Consider the following 23,075-nt stretch of genomic DNA (forward strand, 5'->3'; position numbering starts at 1 on the left):
ATGATCCGGTCGTCAAGATCGGTCATCGTGGGGTGGGACCGGGCGGAGCGGATGGAGCGGAGGGCAACGATGCGCAGTGGTCGTGCACGGGTGGCAGGGACGGTGCTGGCCGCCGTCGGACTCCTCGGCGGACTCGCCGGCTGCGGCGACGACGGGGACGGCGACGCGACCGCCTCCGACGACGCGTCGCTGCGACCGCTGGCTGGTCGGACCCTGGTGGTCACCGGCGTCACCGAGGGCGGCGAGCCGCGCGACCTGGTGGCGGGCAGCGAGATCCGGCTGGCCTTCGCGGAGAGAACCGTCAGCATCACAGCCGGCTGCAACACCATGAACGGCACCTACACCACCGAGGACGACCAGCTCGTCGTCGGGCAGCTGGCCACCACCCAGATGGCCTGCCCGGAGCCGCTGATGAAGCAGGACACCTGGCTGGCCGAGGTGCTCGCCGCGCCGCTGACCGTCACCGACGGCGAGCTCAGCGGCGCCGACGTCGTGCTGCGGGTCGCGGATCGCGAGGAGGTCTCGCCCGACCGCGAGCTGACTGGTCAGCGGTGGGCGCTGGAGAGCCTGATCGCGGCGGACGCCGTCAGCTCCGTCGGCGTCGAGGCCTGGCTGGAGTACGACGGCACCACGCTCGCGCTGGACACGGGCTGCAACACCGGGCGCGCCACCGCGACGCTGGCGGGGGAGACCTTGACCCTCGGCCCGTTGATGCTCACCAAGCGGGCCTGCCCGGATGCCCTGGGTCGTGAGGTGGAGGCGGCGATCGTGGCGACCCTGGACGGCGAGGTGGGCGTGCGGATCGAGGAGGCCCGGTTGACGCTCAGCAACGCCTCCTCCGGTACCGGCCTCGGCCTCGTCGCGCAGTGATTCGCGCCTGCTGGGTCCCGATGGGACACTGGTAGCGCCATGAGTGTGAACCCCAAGCCCCTTCCCCTGGTCTTCGACGAGCCGCGCGGTCGCAAGAAGCCGCCGCGGCACCTGGCCGACCTCGACGAGGCCGGTCGCAAGCAGCTGCTGATCGACGCCGGACTGCCCGGCTTCCGCGCCAAGCAGCTCTCGAACCACTACTTCGCGCGCCTGGTCGACGACCCGGCCGAGATGACCGACCTCCCGGCCGGGCAACGCGACGACCTGGTGAAGGCGCTGCTGCCCGAGCTGATGACGCCGCTGCGCCGGCTCGAGGCCGACAAGGGCACCACGGTGAAGACGCTGTGGAAGCTCTTCGACGGCGCGCTCGTGGAGTCGGTCCTGATGCGCTACAAGGACCGCACCACCATGTGCGTCTCCAGCCAGGCCGGCTGCGGGATGGCCTGCCCGTTCTGCGCCACCGGCCAGGGCGGCCTGCAGCGCAACATGTCGACGGCCGAGATCGTGGAGCAGGTCGTGGCCGGTGCCCGCGCGATGACGCGCGGCGAGGTCGCCGGCGGCGTCGGCCGGGTCTCCAACGTGGTCTTCATGGGCATGGGCGAGCCGCTGGCCAACTACAAGGCCGTGATCGGCGCCGTGCGCCGGCTCACCGACCCGGCTCCGGGCGGCCTCGGCATGTCGGCGCGCCACGTCACCGTCTCCACCGTGGGTCTGGTGCCGCGGATCAAGCAGCTGGCCGACGAGGGCATCCCCGTGACGCTCGCGCTGAGCCTGCATGCACCCGACGACGAGCTGCGCAACGAGCTGGTCCCGATCAACACCCGCTTCTCGGTCGCCGAGACCGTGGACGCCGCGCACGAGTACTTCGCGAAGACCGGACGACGGGTCTCGGTGGAGTACGCGATGATGCGCGGCATCAACGACCAGGCGCACCGTGCGGACCTGCTGGCCGACGTGCTCAACGAGCGCGGCCGCGGCTGGGTGCACGTCAACCTGATCCCGTTGAACCCCACTCCGGGCTCCAAATGGACGGCCTCCGACCCGGCCGACGAGCGTGAGTTCGTGCGCCGCCTGGAGGCCAAGGGCATCTCCACCACGGTGCGCGACACCCGCGGCTCGGACATCGACGGCGCCTGCGGCCAGCTCGCTGCGGTGGAGTGAGACTGCTCGGCGGCAGGCATGATGGGGCCATGACCTGTGGACGGCGAGCCAGGTGGCCGAGGTGCTGGCGAACCTGGCCAGCCACAGTCCCTGGCACCACTGAAGAGGATTGGCACGCTGAGCGGGTGGCCCTAGACTGACGGTGTCTGGCGCGTTCCGTGTCAGGAAGTGAACCCGAGACCCGTCCGGACGGACGTGGCGCTCGGGTTTCGCGCTTCTCAGACCTCCAGCGTGTGGGACACCACCGGACTGACGCGTCGCCGCCATTCACCGCCCCGGGCCCAACACCATGCGACGACGTCGGGCAGAGCCAGCAGGGGCTGGTCCAGATCGATGACGAGACTCGCGGGACTGCCATGCGCAGCCAGTTCCACGATCGCTTCCAACGCGCGCTTGCGACGGACCCGTTCAGGACTCGGCCCCCGGCCCGCGTCGAGGACGACAGCGTGAACGCCTGACGGAACGAGACCGGTGACCACGTCGGCGATCGCCTGTCGGCGGCGGGGACCCTCCTGCTTCATGTGGATCGAGCGCTGACCAGGGAGCACAAGACCGCCGATGGCTCTGCGCGCCAGACTGAGGCTGGTGTCAGGACACAAGACGGCGACGACCACGTATCCCTTGGCCTTGGTCTCATCGATGAAGATGTGGGTGCCCACGTTCGTCAGCATCGTCGACGGGTCCGACAGGGCTGCCGGCTACAGGCATGATGGGGCCATGACCGGCCCAGACCTGTGCGCCCGATGAGCCCCTCGCGCCGCCGCCAGGCGATGGAGGGCATGGCACCCGACGAGGTGCGCGCGCACCTCAAGGAGCGGATCTACGGCGCGTTCGCCTGCCTGACGACGCTGCTCCTGCTGACCCGGCACGCCGGGCACGGCACTGCCGAGGAGGCGTGGACCGCAGCACTGGACGTCGCTCTGGCGCTGCTCAGCCTGTGGGCGGCGAGCCTGGTGGCCGAGCTGCTGGCGCACCTGGCCAGCCATGGCCGGGGCCTGAGCCGCCGCGACTGGGCGCACATGGCCGGCGCGACCTGGCAGATCGTGAGCGCCGGCGTGGTGCCGATGCTGCTGCTGGTGCTGGCCGGGCTGAGCCTCCTTGACGTCGAGCTCGCCCTACGCCTGGGCGTGGGCGCGGTCATCCTCAGCCTCGGGCTCTTCGTCTACCTCGCGGTGCGGCGCACGCCGATCCCGACCTGGCAGCGGGTGCTGCTGACGGCGGTGCTGATGGGGGTCGCCACGCTGGTCGTGCTGCTCAAGGCGATCGCACACTGAGCTGGCCGCGGTCTTCCACAGGCCGTCGCGCATCGCCGTCTCGGTGCTGCGATGCGGCGTAGCATGAGGCCATGACCGTTCCCGCAGAGGTGCTCGACCTCGTACTCGGGCTGCCCGACGCCGTGCAGGACGAGCTGGTCATGGAGCTCGCCGCTCGCAGGCAGGCAGCTCAGGAGACGCTGCACCCGGCGTGGTCAGCGGAGATCGCCAGCAGGGTGGACGACATCGTGGGTGAGCGCGTCCAGACCGTTCCGATGTCGGAGATCAAGGCTGAGCTCGCAGCTCTGCGGCCTGTTCGCGAGGCATGAGCGTAGATCCGGGCTTCCATCCGGAGGCACGGATCGAGTTCATCCAGGCGGTCCTGCGTCTCAACGCACGGCGACCGGGCCTCGGAGACCAGTTCGAGGCAGCCCTGTACGCCACCGTCGAGACGGTCACGTTCCGGCCAGAGCCGGCTACAGGCTCTCCGACTCCCGCACCGTGACGCCGGGTGCCGCGGTGACCGCGCTGTCCACCAGGGCCCGTGCCACCCGGTCCACATGGACCGGGCGGTAGCGACGCGGGATCAGTCCGCGCACCGCGCGGCTGGCCTCGGCCAGGTGGTCGCCGAGGTTGGCCGGGCGGGTGCGCACCCCACCGACCAGGCCGGAGGGGCGGATCAGGGTGAGCGAGTCGAAGCCGATCGCGTTCAGGTCGCGCTCGGTCTCGCCCTTGACCCGGAGGTAGAAGTTGCGCGAGTGCGGATCTGCTCCGACGGAGGTGACCAGGGCGTAGGAGGTGGCGCCGGCGGCCCGGGTGTAGCCCGCGATCTGCACCGGCACGTCGTGGTCGATCTCGCGGAAGCCCGCCGCCGACCCCGCGATCGAGCGGGTGGTGCCGATCGCGCAGGCCACCGCGTCGACGCGCCAGGCCTCGTCGTCGGGATCAAGCGCGGTGAAGTCGAGGACCCGGTTGTCCAGACCCTCGCGTGGTGCCAGCGGACGCCGTGTGGTCGCCACCACCCGGGACACCCGCGGGTCCGCCAGGGCGGCTTCGACGGCTCGAGCACCGACGGCCCCGGTCGCACCGAGGATCAGCAAGGAGGTCACCGCCGCAGGCTACGCCGTCGGCTCGCGTCGCGGCCATGGAATGGACGTTGCCGGATCGTTCACGTGTCGTCCATCTCACGCGCCCGCGGCGTTGGCGGCTGCTCCCTAGCGTCACCGATGACGAGGTTCCTCCGCATCGCAAGGAGCGTTGATGATCACCACAGCGCGCGACGGTCAGCCGGCACTGAAGGTGCTGGTCGTCACCGAATCGTTTCTGCCGCAGGTCAACGGCGTCACCAACTCGGTGCGCCGCGTTCTCGAGCATCTCGCCGCCGAGGGGCACCGCGCCGAGCTGGTGGCGCCGACCGGCCCCGACACCTACGCCGGCTTCCCCGTGCACCATGCCCGTGGCACCAAGCTGCCGTTCTACAAGGAGTTCCGGATCGGCCTGGAGACCCGGCGCCGGCTTCGGGCGACCATGCTGCGCTTCCAGCCCGACGTGGTCCACGTCGCCTCGCCGGCCACCTTGGGCCACCAGGCGGTGCGCGCCGCCGGGGAGCTCGGCATACCGGTGGTCGCGATCTACCAGACCGACCTGGTCGGCTTCGCCCTGCAGTACGACCTTCCCGGCGGGGTGCGAGCGATGACGGCACTCACCCGCCGGATCCACGACCACGCCGATCGCACGCTGGTGCCGTCGACGGCGAGTCTCGATCAGCTGACCCATCTGGGGATCCCACGCCTGGGCCGCTGGCCACGAGGGGTGGACCTCGACCTCTTCCATCCCAGCTGGCGCGACGATGCCCTGCGCTCTCGGCTGGCACCCGGCGGCGAGCTGCTGATCGGCTACGTGGGCCGGCTCGCGCCGGAGAAGGAGCTTGGCCTGCTGCGCCACCTGCGCACGATTCCCGGGTCCCGGCTGGTGATCGTGGGCGGCGGCCCGGTCGAGTCCGAGCTGCGCAAGGCACTGCCCGGCGCGGCCTTCCTCGGCGTGCTGCACGGCGAGGAGCTGGCCACTGCCCACGCCAGCCTCGACATCTTCGTGCACACCGGACGTCACGAGACCTACTGCCAGGCCGCCCAGGAGGCCCTGGCGAGCGGTGTGCCGGTGGTCGCTCCCCGCAGCGGCGGGCCGATCGACGTGGTCGCCCCGGAGGCGGGGATCCTCTACCGTCCCGGTGACCCGATCGCCTTCGCCGACGCCGTCCGCGAGCTCGCCGGCGACCCGGATCTTCGGCTCTCCCTGGCCGCCGCAGCGCGGCCGAGCGTGCTGGACCGGTCCTGGCCGGTGGTGAACCGGCGTCTGGTCGGCCACTACCGCGAGGTGATCGCCGAACGGCGACGCCCCCTGGAGCTGGCGGGATAGGGGCGCGGCATGGTCACGATCTCGGTCATCGGCACCGGCTACCTGGGCGCCACCCACGCCGCAGGCATGGCAGAGCTCGGCTTCGACGTGATCGGCGTCGACACCGACCCGGTCAAGATCCGCGCGCTGGCGGGCGGCGAGGTGCCCTTCCACGAGCCCGGGCTGCCCGAGCTGCTGCGCCGCCATGTGCAGACCGGGCGGCTGCGGTTCACCACCAGCATGGCCCAGGCCGCAGCGGAGGCGGATCTGCACTTCGTCTGCGTCGGCACGCCGCAGAGCCTCACCGGCGCGGCCGACCTGAGCGCGGTGCATGCGGTGATCGCCGAGCTGGCGCCGCTGCTGCGACGCAACGCGCTGGTGGTGGGCAAGTCCACCGTGCCGGTCGGCACCGCCGAGCAGCTGACCCGGCGGATCGCGTCGCTGATCCAGCCCGGGATCGCGGTCGAGGTGGCCTGGAACCCGGAGTTCCTGCGCGAGGGTCATGCCGTGCACGACACGCTGCACCCCAACCGCCTCGTCTTCGGCTGCGCCGGGCCCAGCGCCGAGTGGCTGCTCCGTGAGGTCTACGCCCGTCCGATCGCCGACGGCGTCCCGGTGGTGGTCACGGATCTGGCCACCGCCGAGCTGGTCAAGGTGTCCGCGAACGCCTTCCTGGCCACCAAGATCTCCTTCATCAACGCGATGGCCGAGCTCTGTGAGGCGGCAGGTGCCGATGTCCTCACCCTGGCCCGCGCGCTCGGCCACGACGAGCGGATCGGCGCCCAGTTCCTCGGGGCCGGCCTCGGCTATGGCGGAGGCTGTCTGCCCAAGGACGTGAGGGCGCTGATCGCACGCGCGGACGAGCTCGGCTCAGGTGAGTCGGTGGCGTTCCTGCGTGGCGTGGAGGAGATCAACCAACGACGCCGGGACCGGATCGTCGCCGAGGCTCTGGAGGTGCTGCGCGGCGGCCCGGGATGGCGGGCCGGCCGGGTCGCGGTCCTGGGTGCGGCGTTCAAGCCGCACTCCGACGACGTCCGCGACTCCCCGGCGTTGGAGGTGGCCCAGCGCCTGCACCGGGCCGGGGCACTGGTCACCGTCTACGACCCGGTGGCGGCCGTGCGGGCGAGGTCGGTCGCACCGCAGCTGCGCTACGCCGCCAACCCGCACGTTGCCTGCCGCAAGGCGGATGTGGTGCTGCACCTCACCGAGTGGCCCGAGTTCGGCTCGCTGGACCCGGTCCGGCTGCGCGCGATCGTCCGCAACCCGGTGCTGATCGACGCCCGCAACACCCTCGACGCGGCCAGGTGGCTGGCGGCGGGGTGGGAGTTCCGTCGTCCGGGAACCGTGCTGCCGCTCGTGACGCAGGACCGGGTGGCAGCCGGCTAGCTGGTGCGCGGGGTGATCAGCAGGTGGTGACTGAGGTCGCCGCTGAGGTCGAAGAGCGAGTAGTCGCGCGCGGTGAAGTGCCAGACGCCGTCGTCGTCGCGAGCGAACGCGTCGTGGTAGCGCCCGGAGCAGATCGTCTGCAGCGGCAGGGCCTCGGTGGCCTGCAGCACGGTGTAGTACGACCGGCAGGTGCCGGTTCCGGCCACCTCGTCGACCTCGATGATCGGGTTGGTGATCACGTGCTTGGTGCGGGGAGTCCCGCACGGGTACAGCCGCACGCTCTGCTCCCACAACGCGATCATCGGCGCCGAGCCGGTGACGGTGCGGCCGCCGCCGAGCCGGACCTCGGCACGGGCGAAGAGGCCGGCGGCTGCGGCGAAGTCGCCGCCGTCCAAGGCCTCGGCGTAGCGATAGAGGAGGTTGGTGATCGCGACAGCGGGTTCCATGCCCCGGAGGCTAGCGAGCAGGACGCCGCCGGTGCGGCAGGCTCTCACTCACTGAGGAGTCAGATCGGGCAGACCAGGGCGGCGGCCTCGTCGAGGGTGTCGACGAGATGGACCTGGCCCTCCATCGCCCGGCCCCGCGCCAGGCTGGTCAGCAACGGCCAGGCCGGGACGGTCCGGGTCCAGTGCTGGACGCCGACCAGGACCATCTTCGCCACCGACGACTCGTCGGCGTAGTAGTTCTCGCAGGCATCCTGGAAGACCTCCTGCACGGTTCCCGCGGCGCCCGGCAGGAAGACGATGCCGCGGGTGCAGATCTGCAGCAGGATCGCCTCGCGGATCGAGTTCTTGAAGTACTTCGCGACGGCGGTGGCGAAGGGGTTCGGCGGCTCGTGCCCGTAGTGCCAGGTCGGGATGCCCAACGACTCCTGGCCGTCGGGGAACTCGCCGAGCACCTCGAAGGCGACCCGCGCCCACGCTCCGATGTCGGGCCGGAAGGTCGGCACCGTCGCCAGGTCGGCGACGGCACGCTCCAACTCGGCCTCACTGCGGTGCGCCAGCCAGGCGCCCAGGTTGGCAGCCTCCATCGCCCCCGGGCCGCCGCCGGTCGCCACCGTCGCCCCGCCGCGGGTGAGCAGCCTGCCGAGCCGCGCAGCGTCGGCGTAGCCGGCCTCGCCGCGCACCGCTGCGTGCCCGCCCATCACGCCGACCAGCTCACGTCCCAACGTCCAGTTCGCCAGCGCCTCGTCGATCGCGAGGTCGTGCAGGGTGGTGGCGAGAGCGGCCTCGCGATCCTGGTGCGCGCGGGTCCAGGCGTAGGCGCGGGCATCGAAGGTGTGGTGATAGTCGGCCGAGTCGTACAGGTCGTGCGGGGTGTAGAGCATCGAGCGGTAGGTGTCGACGGGGGAGCCGGGCACCTCCGGAAAGACGATGGCGCCCCGGGACCGCACCGACTGCTCGTCGCCGGGGGCGAAGCGGCAGCCGAGGAAGAGGGCCCCGGCCACCGCGCACCGGCGCAGGGCCGCCGAGCGCTGGGAGAGATCGACGCTCCGCAACTGCCAGCCCGACATCGCGCTCACCCCGAGGCCCAGCCGACGGTCGAACTCCGCCAGCGACCCGATCTCCACCACTTGGCCACGACGCGCACGCATGGCGCAGACGTTAGCGGGCCTGACGTGGCTGGCACCGGGCCGGTGACGGGTCGACGCCGGGAGCCGCGCCCCGGCGTCGACAACGGCCGGGCCCGGAGAGACGATGAGTCATGCCCAAGCTCTCACCCGAACCCGTCCGCGACCCGCTCTCCGATCCGCTGCTCACACCCCAGAACTGCGTGATCGCCTTGATCGACTACCAGCCCGGCCAGTACGCCACGGTGACCTCGGCGACGCGCGAGCAGATCAATCTGGGCGCGGTCACCCTTGCCAAGCTCGCTGCTGCCTACGACATCCCGATCGTGGTCTCGACGGTGGCCGTCGACATGGGTGTCAACGAGGGCACCGTCCCCGAGATCATGGCCGAGCTCCCCGGCGTCACCGAGATCGACCGCACCGGTGTCAACGCCTGGGAGGACGCCGACTTCCGGGCCGCCATCGAGAGCACCGGACGTCGCCGCGTCGTGATCGGGGGCCTGTGGACCGAGGTGTGCCTCGCGTTCCCCACGCTCGACCTGCTGCGTGAGGGCTATCAGGTCTTCCCCGTCGCGGACGCCGTGGGCGGTGTCAGTCCGGTCACTCACGACCGGGCCTTCGACCGGATGATCCAGGCGGGTGCGCAGCCGGTCACCGCCATCGCGTTCGGCTGCGAGCTGATGCGCAACTGGAAGCGCGACGACGCCGACGGCTTCCGCACCATCTTCAACTGGTACTTCACCACCGCGCGCTCGCTCGGGCTCGCCGAGGCGAGGACCCTGCCGTCGGTGGGGGAGTGACCAGCCGCTGCCAGCTCGCTCACCAGCACTGAGCAGCCACCTCGGCGAAGAGCGCATCGGCGTCCGCGACTGCGGGATCGAGGCCGCGCCGGGCGAACCAGGTGCAGAGGTTGCGGCAGTCGCGGTGCAGGAAGTCGAACCCGTTGAGGTTGCCGGCCAGATCGACGGCCTGCGGCAGGTCGATGATCACCAGGCGCTCACCCGCGGCCAGGATGTTGTACGGCGACAGGTCGCCGTGGGCGACGCCGTCGCGGGCCAGGGCGATCAGCGCCGCCCGCAACTGCTCGAACCAGTCCCGCAGGAGCTCGGGCGTGGGACGGGTCGCGGCCAGTCGAGGTGCCGGTGAGCCGTCGTGCTCGATGAACTCCATCAGGATCTCGGTGCCGTCGATCTGGACCGGGTACGGCACCGGGACCCCCGCCAGCCAGAGCCGGTTGAGGGCCTGCCATTCGGCCGTCGCCCACTGCACCGCCGCGATCTCGCGGCCGTAGGTGCTGCCGGCCTTGATCGCCCGGGCATCGCGGGAGCGGCGCGTCGACCAGCCCTCGGTGTAGGCGGCGCTGCGGTGGAACGCCGAGTGCTCGCGAGTGCGGTACCGCTTGGCGGCCATCACCACCGACTCGGCGCCGGGGACGGCGCGCTCGAGCAGGTGGACCTCCGCCTCCTTGCCGGTCTTGAGGATGCCGAGCTCGGTGTCGATCGCCGCCTGCGAGGTGACCACCCAGGCGGGGCGGGGCTCAGGACCGCGCGACAGCGGCTCGACCGAGAGCCAGGTGGACCAGCGCTGGGTGGTGGGGTCGATGTCGTCGAGTGCGTGGAAGTCGAAGATGAAGTCAGGGTTGATCTCGTCGTGTGACACGGGTGGTGCTCCAGAGGTGAGAGGGACGGTCTGCGGACAGGCCGGCGACAGTGATCTGCATGTCACGGCTCCTCTCGGACTGGGCACGACGCCACGTCGTACGCTTCACCGGCAACCCTGCTGCAGCGACGACGAGGCAGGCAACCGATTTTCTGGAGGGTCGATGAATCTCTGCTTCGACGCCGTCGACCTCAAGGTCGTCCACGGCGCTGCGACCGAGCCGGCGGTGACCGGCATCGAGCGGCCGCTGGACTACGCCAACCTGCTCGAGCAGGTCGGCGCGGTGGCCGGACTCTTCAAGGGCCTCGGGGTGGAGCCGGAGACGCTGATCGGGCTGCGGGTCGCCGACCCGATGATCGAGCTGCTGAGCCTGCTGGCGGGCCTGCGCCTGGGCGCCGGCGTGGTCAGCCTGGACGGCGATCGGTTGGGTGAGCACCGCCCGGCGCTGGTGGTGACCGACGTCGAGCTGGACTTCAGCACGCACGAGCCGCAGGCCGCCGTGCTGATCGGCCTCGAGCCGCGGGAGCCCGTCCGCGACATCACCTGGGAGATGGGCCTGCGTGCGGGCAGCTCGCAGCCGGCCGGCTGTGCCCGGGTCGCCGAGGACCAGATCGCCTATGTGCTCGACGCTCCGGTCGCCGTCGGTGAGGCCGGCACCGACCGGAGCCGCTACGGCACCTGGCTGCAGAGCCTGCGCGACGGCGTCGCGATCGATCTGAGCGAGCGTTGAGCAGGAAGCGCCTGGCGGCGTTGGCGACCGTCGGCGCCCTCCTGGTCGGGGGCGTCGCCTCGGCGCAGCCGGTCACCCCGAGCCCCGGCAGCACCGGCCTCGGCGACACCTACTTCCCCGGCGACGGCAATGGCGGCTACGACGTCTCCAGCTACCGGATCGCCCACACCATGCGGCTGGCCAAGGGCGAGCTCTCCGGGCGCACCGTGGTGCGGGCACGCGCCACCCAGGCGTTGTCGCGCTTCAACCTCGACTTCGTGCTGCCGGTGCGATCGGTCAGCGTGAACGGCACGAAGGCACGCTTCACCCGGCCCAACCGGCATGAGCTGACCGTCATCCCGCGCACGGCGCTGGCCGGAGGCAGCGCCTTTCAGGTGGTGGTCCGCTACCGGGGCAAGCCTGCCAAGCACGCCTGGCGGGGTGAGCGTCCCTGGCTGGGCGATGAGCGCGAGGTGGTGGCGATGGGCGAGCCGCAGATCGCGGCCTGGTGGTTCCCCAGCAACGACCATCCGCAGGACAAGGCCCGCTTCGACATCTCGATCCGGGTGCCGCGCGGCAAGCAGGCGATCGCCAACGGCCGCCTGGTCTCCACCAAGCGCACCGCGCACTGGACCACCTGGCGGTGGCAGGCGAAGGAGGAGATGGCGCCCTACCTCGCCTTCTTCGCCGCGGGCGACTTCGCCCTTGAGCGGGGCCGCACCAGCAGCGGGGTGCGGTGGGTGAACGCCGTCTCCGAGCAGCTCTCGCCGGCCCGGCGCCGGGCGGCGCTGGCCTTCCTGCGCAAGACGCCGAAGGTGATCGCCTGGCTCGAGCGGCGGCTCGGTCCCTACCCGTTCGTGGACGCCGGCGGCCTGGTCACCGCCCTGGACACCGGCTTCGCGCTGGAGAACCAGACCCGGCCCACCTATCCCGCGCTGGCGGACTTCTCCGCGGGCGGTGGACTGTTGGCCCATGAGCTCGCGCACCAGTGGTTCGGCGACCTGGTCGCGGTACGGCAGTGGCGCGACATCTGGCTCAACGAGGGCTTCGCCAGCTACTTCGGCGACCTGTGGGGCGACGGCCTGGACCTGGCGTCGTCCAACGCGATGCTGGAGCGCGGCTGGCGGTGGTGGGACGCCGCCTCCTTCTGGCACCTGGACATCAGCGACCCCGGCCCGCGGATGCTCTTCGACACCCCGGTCTACCAACGCGGCTCGCTCGCCGTGGCGGCGTTGCGACAACGGCTGGGGGAGCAGGACTTCTGGCTGCTCCTGCGCACCTGGCTCGCCGATCGCTCCCACGGGAGCGTGGCCGAGTTCGAGACGTTGGCCGCGTCGATCTCGGGTGAGGACCTCGACGGCTTCTTCGATGCTTGGCTGCGCGCGGACCGTCGCCCCGCCAGGTCGGTGGAGAACGGACTGCTCCCGCCCACCTGAGAGGATGGGCCGGTGAGTGCACCCCGCGACATCGTCATCCTCGGCTCCACCGGCTCCATCGGCACCCAGGCCCTCGATCTGGTCCGCGCCAACCCCGGTCGCTTCCGGGTGGTCGGCCTCACCGCCGGCGGTGGGAACCCCGAGCTGTTCGCGGCGCAGGTGGCGGAGTTCGCCCCGGCCTTCTCCGGGCTGGGCGAGCAGGCCTCGGTCGAGGCCGCCTCGATGGCCTGCGACGTGGTGCTCAACGGGATCACCGGCGCGGTGGGCCTGCGCCCGACGCTGGCAGCGCTGGAGGCCGGCAACACCCTGGCCCTGGCGAACAAGGAGTCGCTGATCATCGGCGGGCCGCTGGTGAAGCGGCTGGCCCGCGAGGGCCAGATCGTGCCGGTCGACTCCGAGCACAGTGCGATCGCGCAGAGCCTGCGCGCGGGCCGCGCCGACGAGGTCCGCAAGCTGGTGCTGACCGCCTCGGGCGGGCCGTTCCGTGGCTACACCCGCGAGCAGCTGGCCGGCGTGACGCCGCAGCAGGCGCTCGCCCACCCGAACTTCGCGATGGGCAAGGTGATCACCACGAACTCCGCGACCCTGGTCAACAAGGGGCTGGAGGTGATCGAGGCGCACCTGCTCTTCGACGTGCCGTTCGACGCCATCGACGTCGTGGTGCACCCGCAGCAGTACATCCACTCGATGGTGGAGTTCGTCGACGGCGCCGTGGTCGCGCAGCTCGGCCTGCCGACGATGCTGGTGCCGATCGGGATGGGGCTGGCCTGGCCCGACCGGGTCGCCGACGCGGAGACCCCGATCGATTGGACCAAGGCCGCCGACTGGCGCTTCGAGCCGCTCGACGACGAGGTCTTCGGCGCGATCGCGCTGGCCCGTGAGGCCGGCGTCGCCGGTGGCACCGCACCCACCGTCTACAACGCTGCCAACGAGGTCTGCGTGGAGGCGTTCCACGACGGCCGGCTCACCTTCCCCGGCATCGTCGCCACGATCGAGGACATCCTCAGGCGGCACGACGTAGGCTCGAGTGCGAACCTCTCCGTCGACGATGTCCTGGCTGCTGACGCCTGGGCCCGCGACGAGACCGAACGACTGATCCAGGGGGCGGCCCGATGAGCGTGCTCTTCTACACGCTGGGCGTAGTGGTCTTCGCCCTCGCGATCGTGATCTCGATCGCGCTGCACGAGGCCGGGCACATGTTCTGGGCCAAGCGCTTCGGCGGCAAGGTCACCCAGTTCTTCGTCGGCTTCGGCAAGACGGTGTGGTCGAAGCGGATCGGCGAGACCGAGTACGGCTTCAAGGCGATCCCGCTCGGTGGCTTCGTGAAGATCATCGGGATGCTGCCGCCTGACCGCGACGGCCAGCTGCGACAGTCCAACACCGGCATGCTCACCCAGCTGGTCTCCGATGCCCGCGCGGCCGAGTGGGAGCTGGTCGGCGACACCGATCACGACCGCCTCTTCTACAAGATGACCTGGTGGAAGAAGGTCATCGTGATGGCCGCCGGTCCGCTGGTGAACATCGCGATCGCCTTCGTCATCTTCGGCGGCCTCTTCGCCACCTACGGCAACATCGGTGACCCGAAGACCCTGCCGGAGGTGGCCGGCGTCAGCGAGTGCGTGGTGCCGTACGAGGAGTCCGGGCGCGCCTGCACCGACGACGACCCGATCAGTCCGGCCGCCCAGGCCGGCTTGCAGAACGGCGACGAGTTCGTCTCCTTCAACGGCACCGAGATCGACGACTGGAGCCAGCTCTCCTCGCTGATCCGCGCCAACGCCGACGGCGAGGCCGAGATCGTGGTGCGTCGCGAGGGCGAGCTGGTCACGCTGCAGACCAACACCCTGGTCACCGCGCGCCCCGCCTCCGCGGAGGACACCACCACCGCGCCGGTCGGCTTCCTGGGCGTCAACCCGGTGGTCGAGCCGACCACCGGCGGCCTGGGCTACACCGTGGGCCAGATGGGCGAGATGAGCGTGCACACGGTGCAGGCGCTGGTCGACCTGCCCCGCAAGGTGTTCGACGTCGGCCAGGCGATCGTCGGTGCCGAGGAGCGCGACCCGGAGGGCCCGATGAGCGTGGTCGGCGGCGGCCGGATCGCCGGTGAGACCGCGGCCAGCGAGGCGTTCCCCTTCCAGGAGAAGGCCGTCTTCCTGCTGATGCTGATCGCGGGCTTCAACTTCTTCATCGGCATGTTCAACTTCGTCCCCCTGCTTCCCCTGGACGGCGGACACATCGCCGGCGCGCTGTGGGAGGCGGTCCGTCGCGGCTGGGCCAAGCTGCGGCGGCGTCCCGACCCGGGGTACGTGGACGTCGCCAAGCTGCTGCCGGTGGCCTATGTGGTGGCGGGCGCGTTCCTGGTGATGAGCGTGGTCCTGATCGTCGGTGACGTCGTCGCGCCGATCAGCATCAACAGCTAGTCAGCGCCCTCGTAGACTGGGGCCATGACCTCGATCTCCCTCGGCATGCCCGCGACGCCGCCCCCGGTGCTCGCACCCCGACGCAAGACCCGCCAGATCCAGGTCGGCAAGGTCGGGGTGGGCAGCGACCACCCGATCTCGGTGCAGTCGATGACGACGACGCTCACCTCCGACGTCAACGCCACCTTGCAGCAGATCGCCGAGCTCACCACGGCGGGCTGCGACATCGTCCGCGTGGCCTGCCCGTCGCAGGACGACGCCGAGGCGCTGCCGGCGATCGCCAAGAAGTCGCAGATCCCGGTGATCGCGGACATCCACTTCCAGCCCAAGTACGTCTTCGCGGCGATCGAGGCGGGTTGTGCGGCGGTCCGGGTCAACCCGGGCAACATCAAGAAGTTCGACGACCAGGTCAAGGAGATCGCCGCCGCTGCGCGCGATCACGGCACCTCGATCCGGATCGGCGTCAACGCCGGCTCGCTCGACAAGCGCCTGCTGGAGAAGTACGGCAAGGCGACCCCGGAGGCCCTGGTCGAGTCCGCGATCTGGGAGGCGAGCCTCTTCGAGGAGCACGGCTTCCGTGACTTCAAGATCTCGGTCAAGCACAACGACCCGGTCGTGATGGTCCGCGCCTATGAGCTGCTGGCCGAGGCCGGCGACTGGCCGCTGCACCTCGGCGTCACCGAGGCAGGGCCGGCGTTCCAGGGCACCATCAAGTCGGCCACCGCGTTCGGTGCGCTGCTCTCGCGCGGCATCGGCGACACGATCCGGGTCTCGCTCTCCGCCCCGCCGGTGGAGGAGGTCAAGGTCGGCATCCAGATCCTGGAGTCGCTCAACCTCAAGCCGCGTCGGCTGGAGATCGTCTCCTGCCCGTCGTGCGGCCGGGCCCAGGTCGATGTCTACACCCTGGCCGAGCAGGTCACCGCGGGCCTTGACGGCCTCGAGGTTCCGCTGCGGGTCGCCGTGATGGGCTGCGTCGTCAACGGTCCGGGTGAGGCGCGCGAGGCGGACCTCGGCGTCGCCTCGGGCAACGGCAAGGGCCAGATCTTCGTCAAGGGCGAGGTGATCAAGACGGTGCCGGAGTCCAAGATCGTGGAGACCCTGATCGAGGAGGCGATGCGGATCGCCGAGGGCATGGAGCCCGTCGAGGGCGCGGAGCCGAGCGTCTCCGTCTCCTGATCCGTCTCCTGACCCCTGCTGTGGCCCGGGGCTCAGCGCGTGACGCCCCACATGGCGGCGACGTGCCGCGCGTCGGTGCCGCAGCATCCACCGAGCACCTCCAGCTGGCTGAACGCGTCGAGCAGCGGTTGCTGGTCGGCGGCGAGTCGCACCGGATCGCCGTCGTCCAGCGTCTCCATCGCGTCGAGCTCGGCATGGCTCATCGTCGAGGCGTTGCAGCGCAGGCCGCCGATCCGCTCGCGCCAGTCACCGTCGTCGAGCCCGCGGGCCACGTGCTGGGGATGGGCGCAGTTGATCAGGTAGTAGCGCGGCGGCGCAGCGTCGTCGACGACGGCGATCGCCCGCGCCAGCGGGGTGCCGTCGGGCAGCCGGCCGTCGGTCTCCACGGTGAAGCCGATGGCGACCGGGATGCCGACCTCGTGCGCGGCCCGGGAGACCCCGATCGCCTCGCCGACCTCGGTCAGGGTGAGCACCGTCGCCCGGCCGGCCCCGGCCTCGGCCAGCGCACGCAACTGCGGGAGGTGGTAGCGGGCGGCGTCGTCCGGCTCGACCGGCCCGTCGCTGGCGTAGCCGTCCCCGCGCGGACCGAGGATGCCGCCGACCTCCCAGCCCACCAGGTCGCCGGCGTCCTGGGCGATCTCGACCAGGAACGCGACCGAGGCGCGATTGACCCGGTCCAGCGCTGACGCGTCGTAGCCGAGCAGCCTGCCGTGGTCGGGGTTGGCCCGCCAGGTAGGCGTCTCCAGCAGCACCGGGGCCGCCGCTCGCCGGGCGACGTCCAGGTAGTCCAGGTAGTAGGAGCGCAGCACCTCGCGGCCCTCGGCGGAGTCGATCAGCGGGAACGCCGCGAACTCCGGGAGGTCGAGGCCCCGCAGGAAGATCAGGTCGGTCTCCAGACCGCCGTCGGTCACGTATCTGGTTGGCATCGCCGCCCCCTGGTGCGGGCTCGGCCACCCCGTGGCGAGGACTGGTCGCCGCACTCCTCCCAGAGCACACCCACCGAGGTGGCGTCGTCAAGGGGCCTGCCGAGGATGGCCTAGGGTCTGACCGTGTCGTCCTCAACCACCGTGCGGGTGCTCGGCCCCAGCGATCTGCCCGCGTTCTTGTCCCTGGTCGATCGCGACCCGGTGGTCAACGTCTTCGCTGGTCATCGAGCCCGGCTGACCACCCTGGAGCCGCGCTGGCTCGGGGGAGAGGTGTGGGGCCGCTTCATCAGCGGCGAGTTGGTCTCCGCGCTGCACGTCGGCGCGAACCTGGTGCCGATCGGCTTCGGCGGCGACGACGTCGAGGCCTACCTGCCGGTGGCGCTCGCCGAGCGCCGCTCGGTGGCCACGATCGTGGGTCCGGCCGAGCCGGTCGAGGAGCTCTGGTCGCGCCTCGAGCCGCAGTGGGGGCCGGCCCGCGAGATCCGGCGGGGCCAGCCCCACCTGGAGATCGGGACCCGCCCGATGGTGCCCGGCGATCCGCGGGTGGTGCCGACCGGACGCGAGGAGATCGACCTGGTCTACCCGGCCTGCGTGGCCATGTACACGGAGGAGGTCGGCGTCTCCCCGGAGCAGGACGGTGGCGCGGACCTCTACCGGGCTCGGGTGGCGCAGCTGGTGGCGCGCGGCTGGCAGTTCTCCCTGATCGAGGACGGCCGGGTGATCTTCAAGGCCGAGGTCGCCTGCGCAACCTCTCGCGCGGCACAGATCCAGGGCGTCTACGTGGTGCCGGACCGGCGCGGAGAGGGCCTGGCGACCAGCGGGATGGCCGCTGTGGTCGATCTCGTCCGAGCCACCATCGCGCCGGTGGTCTCGTTGTACGTCAACGACTTCAACCTTCCTGCCCGTGCCGCCTATGCCAAGGTGGGCTTCACCGAGAGCGCCCGGTTCACCACCGTGATGTTCTGAGCCGAGCAGCCGTTAGCCTTGGCGCCATGAGTTCGCAGATCCTCCGCATGTCGCAGTTGTTCGCCCGCACGCTCCGGGAGGACCCTGCCGACGCCGAGGTGCCCAGCCACCGTCTGCTCGTCCGCGCCGGCTACATCCGGCGCTCTGCTCCGGGTGGCTACACCTGGCTGCCGCTGGGCCTGCGCGTGCTCAACAACGTCGAGCGGATCATCCGCGAGGAGATGGACTCCATCGGCGCGCAGGAGGTGCGCTTCCCGGCGCTGCTGCCCCGCGAGCCCTACGAGGCGACCAACCGGTGGACCGAGTACGGCGACTCCCTCTTCCGGCTCACCGACCGCAAGGGTGCCGACTACCTGCTCGGCCCGACCCACGAAGAGATGTTCACCCTGGTCGTCAAGGACCTGTACTCCTCGTACAAGGACCTTCCGGTGATGCTGTACCAGATCCAGACCAAGTACCGCGACGAGGCACGTCCGCGTGCCGGGCTGCTGCGCGGGCGCGAGTTCATCATGAAGGACTCCTACTCCTTCGACACCACCGATGCCGGCCTGGACGCCTCCTACGCCGCGCACCGCGCCGCCTACATCCGCACCTTCGACCGGCTCGGCTTCGACTACGCCATCGTGAAGGCGACGTCGGGGGCGATGGGCGGCTCGAAGTCGGAGGAGTTCCTGGCCCGCGCCGACGTCGGCGAGGACACCTACGTGCGCTGCACGAACTGCGACTACGCCGCGAACGTCGAGGCGGTGCAGGTGCGAGCGCCCGAGGCGCAGGACGCCGCCGGCGTGCCGGCCGCGCACGCCGAGGAGACCCCGGACACCCCGACCATCGACTCGCTGGTGGCGCACCTCAACGAGAAGTTCCCCCGCGACGACCGGCCCTGGGCGGCCGGCGACACCCTGAAGAACGTGCTGGTCGTGCTCAAGCACCCCGACGGCACCCGGGAGCCGCTGGCGATCGGCCTGCCCGGTGACCGCGAGGTCGACCAGAAGCGTCTCGAGGGGCAGCTGGAGCCGATCGAGGTCGAGCCGATGGACGAGGCGGAGTTCGCCAAGCACCCGGAGCTGGTCAAGGGCTACATCGGTCCGGGAGTCCTGGGCGAGGAGTCGTCGTCCAAGATCCGCTACCTGCTCGACCCGCGCGTGGTCGCCGGCACCCGCTGGGTGACCGGCGCGAACGTCGCCGGCCAGCACGTGATCGACCTGGTCGCGGGCCGCGACTTCGACGGCGACGGCACCATCGAGGCTGCCGAGGTGCGCGGCGGCGACGCCTGCCCGGCCTGCGCCGACGGCGTGCTGGAGACGGCGCGCGGCATCGAGATGGGCCACATCTTCCAGCTCGGCCGCAAGTACGCCGAGGCGCTCGACCTCAAGGTGCTCGACGAGAACGGCAAGCTGGTCACGGTGACCATGGGCTCCTACGGCATCGGCGTCTCGCGCGCGGTGGCGGCGATCGCCGAGGGCAACAACGACGAGCTGGGCTTGGTCTGGCCCCGCGAGATCGCTCCGGCCGACGTGCACGTCGTCGCGGCCGGCAAGGACCCGGCCCTCTTCGAGGCCGCGGAGCGGATCGCCGGCGAGCTCGCCGCGGCCGGCGCCACGGTCATCTACGACGACCGGGCCGGCAAGATCAGCCCCGGGGTGAAGTTCAAGGACGCCGAGCTGATCGGCGTGCCCACCATCCTGGTGGTCGGCAAGGGCCTCGCCGACGGCGTCGTCGAGGTCAAGGACCGCCGCTCCGGCGACCGCGCCGACGTCCCCCTCGACGCCGCCGTCAGCACCGTCCTGGCGCAGATCCGCCCCTGACGGCTTCCGGAGGTAGGAGATAGTCCCTGACGTTTTCGTGGTTTTCACGGGTCAAAACCACGAAAACGTCAGGGACTATCCCGATTTCAGGGCGTAGCGACCCAGTAGCGGCGCTTGCCGTGGCGGGTGTCCTCCTGGACGCCGCCGCAGGACTCGATGGTCCGGGCGGAGGCGACGTTGTCGTCGTCGCAGGTGATCAGCACCCGGTCGAGGCCCAGTGCGGCGGCCTCGACGAGCGCCTCGCGCAGCGCGGCGCCGGCGTGGCCCTCGCGCCTCCGAGTGGGGCGGACCGAGTAGCCGATGTGACCGCCCTGCTCGCGCAGGTAGTCGTTGAGGCTGCGCCGCAGGGCCAGGAACCCGACCCACGCGCCGTCGTCGTCGGTGATCCAGAAGTACGAGCACTTCACCCGCCCGGGCAGGGGCGGCGTGCTCGGGTCCGCCTCCTCGGTCAACGTGCTCACCCAGGCGCGGTAGCCCTCCTCGGTGAGCACCGGCTGGTTGTCGCCGAAGAACCCGGAGCCCTCGAGCGAGGCCCCGTCGAATTCGGTGACGAGCGCGCAGAACTCGTCGTAGCGTTCGGTGGACGGCGTGGTCAACGGCATCGGCCCATGAGATCAGATCCGTCCCGCGTGCCGCACCTGAGCATCGGTCTGACCCCTTCGCGAACTTTTGCAGTTTTCTGCAGTGCAAGAACATGCAGCCGAAACTGCTGGGAACTGCAAGGAATCTCCGGAAGGATAAGGGACGTCCGGTGCAGAACGGGCTCGCGAACGGTTGGTGTTGGGGCAGATCTCGGGGCTACCCCAACACCAGCCGTTTCGCATATTTACAGCCGTCCTCGCCGATGCACGATCCGGATGGCCTCGCCTCAGAGGCCGGGAGTCGCCTCCGGCACACCGCCGAAGCCCAACTGGCGCACGGCAGCGTCCAGCAGCGCACGCACCGCCCAGGACCGATCCGCCCCTTCGGTCGCCGCGATGGCCTCGCCGTACAGCGCGGCCGTGGAGACCTCGATCGCGAGCGCTGCGGCCCGGATCTGTTCGCTCGTCTGGGCGGACGGCGCCTGGTAGGCGACCTCGGCAGCTACCGGCTCCTCGCCGGCGTCACGGATCAGCAGGGTGAGCTGGTCGCGACGGCCGCGATGGATCCGGTACGCGGCGGTGACGGCGTCGGCGAGCTCCGGGGAGGCCGAGCGCGAGACTCGGCCGCCGACGAAGCTGAGCACCCACATCGCGGCATGCTCGCCGGCGAGGACCGGCTGCAGGGGATGGGTCATCGCGACGCTCCGTCCGCAGCGATGGCCTGCGCCACGCCGGCCGCCATCGCGGCGAAGGTCCGGGCCAGCTCGCCGCTGACGGCGGTGCCGGCGTGCTCGATCAGCGCACCCTGCAGGGTCCGCGCCTGACGCCAGGCCGCGGCGACGGTGGCCTCAGCGGCGGTGCTCGCCGCGGAAGGGGCAGCGGCGGCCTCCGCGCCCAGGATGCGCAGCTGCTCGGCATAGCCGGCGCGCAGGTCCCGCAGGCGCCTCGCGGCGGCTCGACCGGTGCCCGCCGCAGCGTCGGCGGCCTGCGAGGCGACCTGCAGATCGGCGATCGCGGCCTCGACCAGGACGACGTCCGGGTCGGCTGATCCGGTCGCGGGAGCCTCCGGGTCCGACGTCCCACCCTCCGGTCCCCACTCGCATCCCGCAAGGCCGACACCGGCCAGGGCGAGGCCGATGCCGCCCAGGGCGGAGCGTCGCGAGACGGCTCGCTGAGCGGGGGAGAGGGGAGTGGGCACGCGCTGACTCTAGCCACCGGCGCGACCTTGGCTATGGTTGGTCCGGACAACAGCAAAAGGAGGTCGTCACTGTGAGCAATCCGAAGGCGGATGCCACCCGAGACCGCGTGATCGCGGAACTGAGCGACCCCCTCGCAGAGCTGGGGCTGGACATCGAGGCCGTCGAGCTCACCCCGGCCGGCAAGCGCCGCGTGCTGCGGGTCGCCTGCGACAAGGACGGCGGCGTCACCCTCGACGACATCGCGGAGGCCACGCGGGTCGTCTCCGAGGTCCTCGACGAGTCCGACGCGCTCGGCGAGCAGCCCTACACCCTGGAGGTCACCTCCCGGGGCGTGGACCGGCCGCTCACCCTGCCGCGGCACTGGCGGCGCAACGCCGACCGCCTGGTGAAGGTTTCCCTGATCGAGGGCGGCGAGGTCACCGGTCGCATCCAGGAGTCCGACGACGAGGGCGTGGAGCTCGACGTCGACGGCACCCGGTCCCGGGTCGTCTATGCGGACATCGCCAAGGCATTGGTGCAGATTGAGTTCAACAGAAAGGGCCAGAGCTGATGGACATCGATCTCAGCATCCTTCGCCAGCTCGAGCAGGAGAAGGAGATCAAGTTCTCCGTGCTCGTGGAGGCCATCGAGCAGGCCCTGCTCACGGCCTACCACAAGTCGCCGGGCGCCCAGTCGCACGCGCGCGTCGAGCTGAACCAGAAGACGGGCCACGTGACCGTCTTCGCCCAGGAGGTCGACGAGGCCGGTGAGCTCATCACCGAGTACGACGACACCCCCGAGGGCTTCGGCCGGATCGCTGCCACCACTGCCAAGCAGCTGATCCTGCAGCGTCTGCGCGACGCCGAGGACGAGATGCGCTTCGGTGAGTTCTCCGGCAAGGAGGGCGACATCATCTCGGGCATCATCCAGCAGGGCCGCAACCCCGACGACGTGATGGTCGACCTCGGCAAGCTCGAGGCGTTGCTCCCGGCCGGCGAGCGAGTGCCCGGCGAGAACTACGAGCACGGCACCCGGATCAAGTGCATGGTCGTCTCCGTGCGCAAGGGCATGCGCGGTCCGCAGATCACGCTGTCGCGCACTCACCCGAACCTGGTCAAGAAGCTCTTCGCCCTCGAGGTCCCCGAGATCGCCGACGGCACCGTCGAGATCGCGGCGATCGCGCGTGAGGCCGGGCACCGGACCAAGATCGCGGTGCACTCCAAGGTGCCCGGGGTCAACGCCAAGGGTGCCTGCATCGGCCCGATGGGCCAGCGGGTGCGCAACGTGATGGCCGAGCTCCAGGACGAGAAGATCGACATCGTCGACTGGTCCGAGGACCCGGCGCGCCTGGTCGCCAGCGCGCTCTCCCCGGCTCGGGTGAACTCGGTGGAGATCATCTCCCTGGCCGAGCGCTCGGCCCGGGTCATCGTGCCGGACTTCCAGCTCTCGCTGGCGATCGGCAAGGAGGGGCAGAACGCCCGTTTGGCCGCTCGTCTGACCGGCTGGCGGATCGACATCCGATCGGACGAGGCCCCCGCTCAGTAGCCGTCGCCCCTCGGGGCACGCGGCCGGTTCGGAAATACCTCGC

25 protein-coding genes are annotated in these 23,075 nt (G+C 70.9%); 16 read left to right on the top strand and 9 right to left on the bottom strand.

Annotated elements, in window-relative coordinates; genetic code table 11:
* Nucleotides 1–69 precede the first annotated feature (69 nt).
* Complete coding sequence (locus tag ABD151_RS04530; protein WP_343991769.1) at nt 70–870, top strand: META domain-containing protein; 801 nt, start codon at nt 70–72, stop codon at nt 868–870.
* A gap of 39 nt (nt 871–909) precedes the next feature.
* Complete coding sequence (gene rlmN / locus ABD151_RS04535; RefSeq protein ID WP_343991770.1) at nt 910–2,031, top strand: dual-specificity RNA methyltransferase RlmN; 1,122 nt, start codon at nt 910–912, stop codon at nt 2,029–2,031.
* 218 nt (nt 2,032–2,249) lie between these two features.
* Here rlmN and ABD151_RS04540 read toward each other — a convergent pair whose 3' ends face one another.
* On the bottom strand, nt 2,250–2,690 hold the full coding sequence (locus ABD151_RS04540; protein WP_343991771.1) for a hypothetical protein: 441 nt from the start codon (nt 2,688–2,690) through the stop codon (nt 2,250–2,252).
* Between the two features lie 84 nt (nt 2,691–2,774).
* Here ABD151_RS04540 and ABD151_RS04545 point away from each other — a divergent pair, with 84 nt between their 5' ends.
* Nucleotides 2,775–3,305, top strand: a complete 531-nt coding sequence (locus ABD151_RS04545) for a hypothetical protein (RefSeq protein ID WP_343991772.1) — start codon at nt 2,775–2,777, stop codon at nt 3,303–3,305.
* A gap of 71 nt (nt 3,306–3,376) precedes the next feature.
* On the top strand, nt 3,377–3,613 hold the full coding sequence (locus tag ABD151_RS04550) for a hypothetical protein (protein WP_343991774.1): 237 nt from the start codon (nt 3,377–3,379) through the stop codon (nt 3,611–3,613).
* 147 nt (nt 3,614–3,760) lie between these two features.
* Here the strand turns inward: ABD151_RS04550 and ABD151_RS04555 are convergent, their stop codons facing one another.
* The gene (locus ABD151_RS04555) at nt 3,761–4,393 is read right to left on the bottom strand and encodes an NAD(P)H-binding protein (protein WP_343991776.1); all 633 of its coding nucleotides are present in this window, start codon (nt 4,391–4,393) and stop codon (nt 3,761–3,763) included.
* Nucleotides 4,394–4,544: 151 nt separating this feature from the next.
* Between ABD151_RS04555 and ABD151_RS04560 the strand changes: the two genes are divergently transcribed.
* Together ABD151_RS04560 and ABD151_RS04565 are read left to right on the top strand one after the other, a co-directional pair.
* Complete coding sequence (locus ABD151_RS04560; protein WP_343991778.1) at nt 4,545–5,699, top strand: glycosyltransferase family 4 protein; 1,155 nt, start codon at nt 4,545–4,547, stop codon at nt 5,697–5,699.
* A gap of 9 nt (nt 5,700–5,708) precedes the next feature.
* Complete coding sequence (locus ABD151_RS04565) at nt 5,709–7,064, top strand: UDP-glucose dehydrogenase family protein (RefSeq protein WP_343991780.1); 1,356 nt, start codon at nt 5,709–5,711, stop codon at nt 7,062–7,064.
* Here the strand turns inward: ABD151_RS04565 and ABD151_RS04570 are convergent.
* Together ABD151_RS04570 and ABD151_RS04575 are read right to left on the bottom strand one after the other, a co-directional pair.
* Nucleotides 7,061–7,510: a nuclear transport factor 2 family protein gene (locus ABD151_RS04570; protein WP_343991782.1), complete on the bottom strand. Its 450-nt coding sequence runs from the start codon at nt 7,508–7,510 to the stop codon at nt 7,061–7,063. The genes ABD151_RS04565 and ABD151_RS04570 overlap by 4 nt on opposite strands.
* 59 nt (nt 7,511–7,569) lie before the next feature.
* Nucleotides 7,570–8,658: a Rossmann fold nucleotide-binding protein gene (locus tag ABD151_RS04575; protein ID WP_343991784.1), complete on the bottom strand. Its 1,089-nt coding sequence runs from the start codon at nt 8,656–8,658 to the stop codon at nt 7,570–7,572.
* A 110-nt stretch (nt 8,659–8,768) separates the two neighbouring features.
* Here ABD151_RS04575 and ABD151_RS04580 point away from each other — a divergent pair, with 110 nt between their 5' ends.
* Entirely contained in the window at nt 8,769–9,434 is a 666-nt protein-coding gene (locus ABD151_RS04580; RefSeq protein WP_343991786.1) for a hydrolase, read from the top strand.
* 19 nt (nt 9,435–9,453) lie between these two features.
* Here ABD151_RS04580 and ABD151_RS04585 read toward each other — a convergent pair whose 3' ends face one another.
* Complete coding sequence (locus ABD151_RS04585; protein ID WP_343991788.1) at nt 9,454–10,293, bottom strand: serine protein kinase RIO; 840 nt, start codon at nt 10,291–10,293, stop codon at nt 9,454–9,456.
* Nucleotides 10,294–10,456: 163 nt separating this feature from the next.
* Here ABD151_RS04585 and ABD151_RS04590 point away from each other — a divergent pair, with 163 nt between their 5' ends.
* The 5 genes from ABD151_RS04590 to ispG are packed head-to-tail and all read left to right on the top strand — an operon-like array spanning nt 10,457 to nt 16,031.
* Complete coding sequence (locus ABD151_RS04590) at nt 10,457–11,023, top strand: acyl-CoA synthetase family protein (RefSeq protein WP_343991790.1); 567 nt, start codon at nt 10,457–10,459, stop codon at nt 11,021–11,023.
* Nucleotides 11,020–12,438, top strand: coding sequence for a M1 family metallopeptidase (locus tag ABD151_RS04595; RefSeq protein WP_343991792.1), 1,419 nt, complete (start codon nt 11,020–11,022; stop codon nt 12,436–12,438). The genes ABD151_RS04590 and ABD151_RS04595 overlap by 4 nt, the downstream gene beginning before the upstream one ends.
* A 12-nt stretch (nt 12,439–12,450) precedes the next feature.
* Nucleotides 12,451–13,554: a 1-deoxy-D-xylulose-5-phosphate reductoisomerase gene (gene dxr, locus ABD151_RS04600; protein ID WP_343991794.1), complete on the top strand. Its 1,104-nt coding sequence runs from the start codon at nt 12,451–12,453 to the stop codon at nt 13,552–13,554.
* The gene (locus ABD151_RS04605; protein WP_343991796.1) at nt 13,551–14,855 is read left to right on the top strand and encodes a M50 family metallopeptidase; all 1,305 of its coding nucleotides are present in this window, start codon (nt 13,551–13,553) and stop codon (nt 14,853–14,855) included. Before dxr ends, ABD151_RS04605 begins: the two co-directional genes overlap by 4 nt.
* A gap of 24 nt (nt 14,856–14,879) precedes the next feature.
* Nucleotides 14,880–16,031, top strand: a complete 1,152-nt coding sequence (gene ispG / locus ABD151_RS04610; protein ID WP_343991798.1) for a flavodoxin-dependent (E)-4-hydroxy-3-methylbut-2-enyl-diphosphate synthase — start codon at nt 14,880–14,882, stop codon at nt 16,029–16,031.
* A gap of 32 nt (nt 16,032–16,063) precedes the next feature.
* On the opposite strand, the gene ABD151_RS04615 is transcribed toward ispG, so the two are convergent.
* Nucleotides 16,064–16,957: a homocysteine S-methyltransferase family protein gene (locus ABD151_RS04615; RefSeq protein ID WP_343991800.1), complete on the bottom strand. Its 894-nt coding sequence runs from the start codon at nt 16,955–16,957 to the stop codon at nt 16,064–16,066.
* A gap of 123 nt (nt 16,958–17,080) precedes the next feature.
* Between ABD151_RS04615 and ABD151_RS04620 the strand changes: the two genes are divergently transcribed.
* A complete protein-coding gene (locus ABD151_RS04620) occupies nt 17,081–17,923 on the top strand; it encodes a GNAT family N-acetyltransferase (protein WP_343991803.1) in 843 nt (280 codons plus the stop codon).
* A gap of 26 nt (nt 17,924–17,949) precedes the next feature.
* Complete coding sequence (locus ABD151_RS04625; RefSeq protein WP_343991806.1) at nt 17,950–19,728, top strand: proline--tRNA ligase; 1,779 nt, start codon at nt 17,950–17,952, stop codon at nt 19,726–19,728.
* Between the two features lie 86 nt (nt 19,729–19,814).
* Here the strand turns inward: ABD151_RS04625 and ABD151_RS04630 are convergent, their stop codons facing one another.
* From ABD151_RS04630 to ABD151_RS04640, 3 genes are all read right to left on the bottom strand, one after another.
* The gene (locus tag ABD151_RS04630) at nt 19,815–20,330 is read right to left on the bottom strand and encodes a GNAT family N-acetyltransferase (RefSeq protein WP_343991808.1); all 516 of its coding nucleotides are present in this window, start codon (nt 20,328–20,330) and stop codon (nt 19,815–19,817) included.
* Nucleotides 20,331–20,596: 266 nt separating this feature from the next.
* The gene (locus ABD151_RS04635; protein ID WP_343991810.1) at nt 20,597–21,004 is read right to left on the bottom strand and encodes a DUF4439 domain-containing protein; all 408 of its coding nucleotides are present in this window, start codon (nt 21,002–21,004) and stop codon (nt 20,597–20,599) included.
* Nucleotides 21,001–21,507, bottom strand: a complete 507-nt coding sequence (locus ABD151_RS04640) for a hypothetical protein (protein ID WP_343991811.1) — start codon at nt 21,505–21,507, stop codon at nt 21,001–21,003. Before ABD151_RS04640 ends, ABD151_RS04635 begins: the two co-directional genes overlap by 4 nt.
* A 71-nt stretch (nt 21,508–21,578) precedes the next feature.
* On the opposite strand from ABD151_RS04640, the gene rimP reads away from it, so the two are divergent.
* Nucleotides 21,579–22,058: a ribosome maturation factor RimP gene (rimP, locus tag ABD151_RS04645; protein WP_343991813.1), complete on the top strand. Its 480-nt coding sequence runs from the start codon at nt 21,579–21,581 to the stop codon at nt 22,056–22,058.
* Entirely contained in the window at nt 22,058–23,032 is a 975-nt protein-coding gene (nusA, locus tag ABD151_RS04650; RefSeq protein WP_343991815.1) for a transcription termination factor NusA, read from the top strand. The genes rimP and nusA overlap by 1 nt, the downstream gene beginning before the upstream one ends.
* Nucleotides 23,033–23,075 lie beyond the last annotated feature (43 nt).

Source organism: Nocardioides dubius (assembly GCF_039528155.1).
GTDB lineage: Bacteria > Actinomycetota > Actinomycetes > Propionibacteriales > Nocardioidaceae > Nocardioides > Nocardioides dubius.

Excerpts from the sequence above, each read along its gene's own strand:
- ABD151_RS04530 (WP_343991769.1), top strand. The coding sequence starts at position 70 with ATGCGCAGTGGTCGTGCACGGGTGGCAGGGACGGTGCTGGCCGCCGTC.
- rlmN (WP_343991770.1), top strand. The coding sequence starts at position 910 with ATGAGTGTGAACCCCAAGCCCCTTCCCCTGGTCTTCGACGAGCCGCGC.
- ABD151_RS04545 (WP_343991772.1), top strand. The coding sequence starts at position 2,775 with ATGAGCCCCTCGCGCCGCCGCCAGGCGATGGAGGGCATGGCACCCGAC.
- ABD151_RS04550 (WP_343991774.1), top strand. The coding sequence starts at position 3,377 with ATGACCGTTCCCGCAGAGGTGCTCGACCTCGTACTCGGGCTGCCCGAC.
- ABD151_RS04560 (WP_343991778.1), top strand. The coding sequence starts at position 4,545 with ATGATCACCACAGCGCGCGACGGTCAGCCGGCACTGAAGGTGCTGGTC.
- ABD151_RS04565 (WP_343991780.1), top strand. The coding sequence starts at position 5,709 with ATGGTCACGATCTCGGTCATCGGCACCGGCTACCTGGGCGCCACCCAC.
- ABD151_RS04570 (WP_343991782.1), bottom strand. The coding sequence starts at position 7,510 with ATGGAACCCGCTGTCGCGATCACCAACCTCCTCTATCGCTACGCCGAG.
- ABD151_RS04575 (WP_343991784.1), bottom strand. The coding sequence starts at position 8,658 with ATGCGTGCGCGTCGTGGCCAAGTGGTGGAGATCGGGTCGCTGGCGGAG.
- ABD151_RS04580 (WP_343991786.1), top strand. The coding sequence starts at position 8,769 with ATGCCCAAGCTCTCACCCGAACCCGTCCGCGACCCGCTCTCCGATCCG.
- ABD151_RS04590 (WP_343991790.1), top strand. The coding sequence starts at position 10,457 with ATGAATCTCTGCTTCGACGCCGTCGACCTCAAGGTCGTCCACGGCGCT.
- ABD151_RS04605 (WP_343991796.1), top strand. The coding sequence starts at position 13,551 with ATGAGCGTGCTCTTCTACACGCTGGGCGTAGTGGTCTTCGCCCTCGCG.
- ispG (WP_343991798.1), top strand. The coding sequence starts at position 14,880 with ATGACCTCGATCTCCCTCGGCATGCCCGCGACGCCGCCCCCGGTGCTC.
- ABD151_RS04615 (WP_343991800.1), bottom strand. The coding sequence starts at position 16,957 with ATGCCAACCAGATACGTGACCGACGGCGGTCTGGAGACCGACCTGATC.
- ABD151_RS04625 (WP_343991806.1), top strand. The coding sequence starts at position 17,950 with ATGAGTTCGCAGATCCTCCGCATGTCGCAGTTGTTCGCCCGCACGCTC.
- ABD151_RS04630 (WP_343991808.1), bottom strand. The coding sequence starts at position 20,330 with ATGCCGTTGACCACGCCGTCCACCGAACGCTACGACGAGTTCTGCGCG.
- ABD151_RS04635 (WP_343991810.1), bottom strand. The coding sequence starts at position 21,004 with ATGACCCATCCCCTGCAGCCGGTCCTCGCCGGCGAGCATGCCGCGATG.
- nusA (WP_343991815.1), top strand. The coding sequence starts at position 22,058 with ATGGACATCGATCTCAGCATCCTTCGCCAGCTCGAGCAGGAGAAGGAG.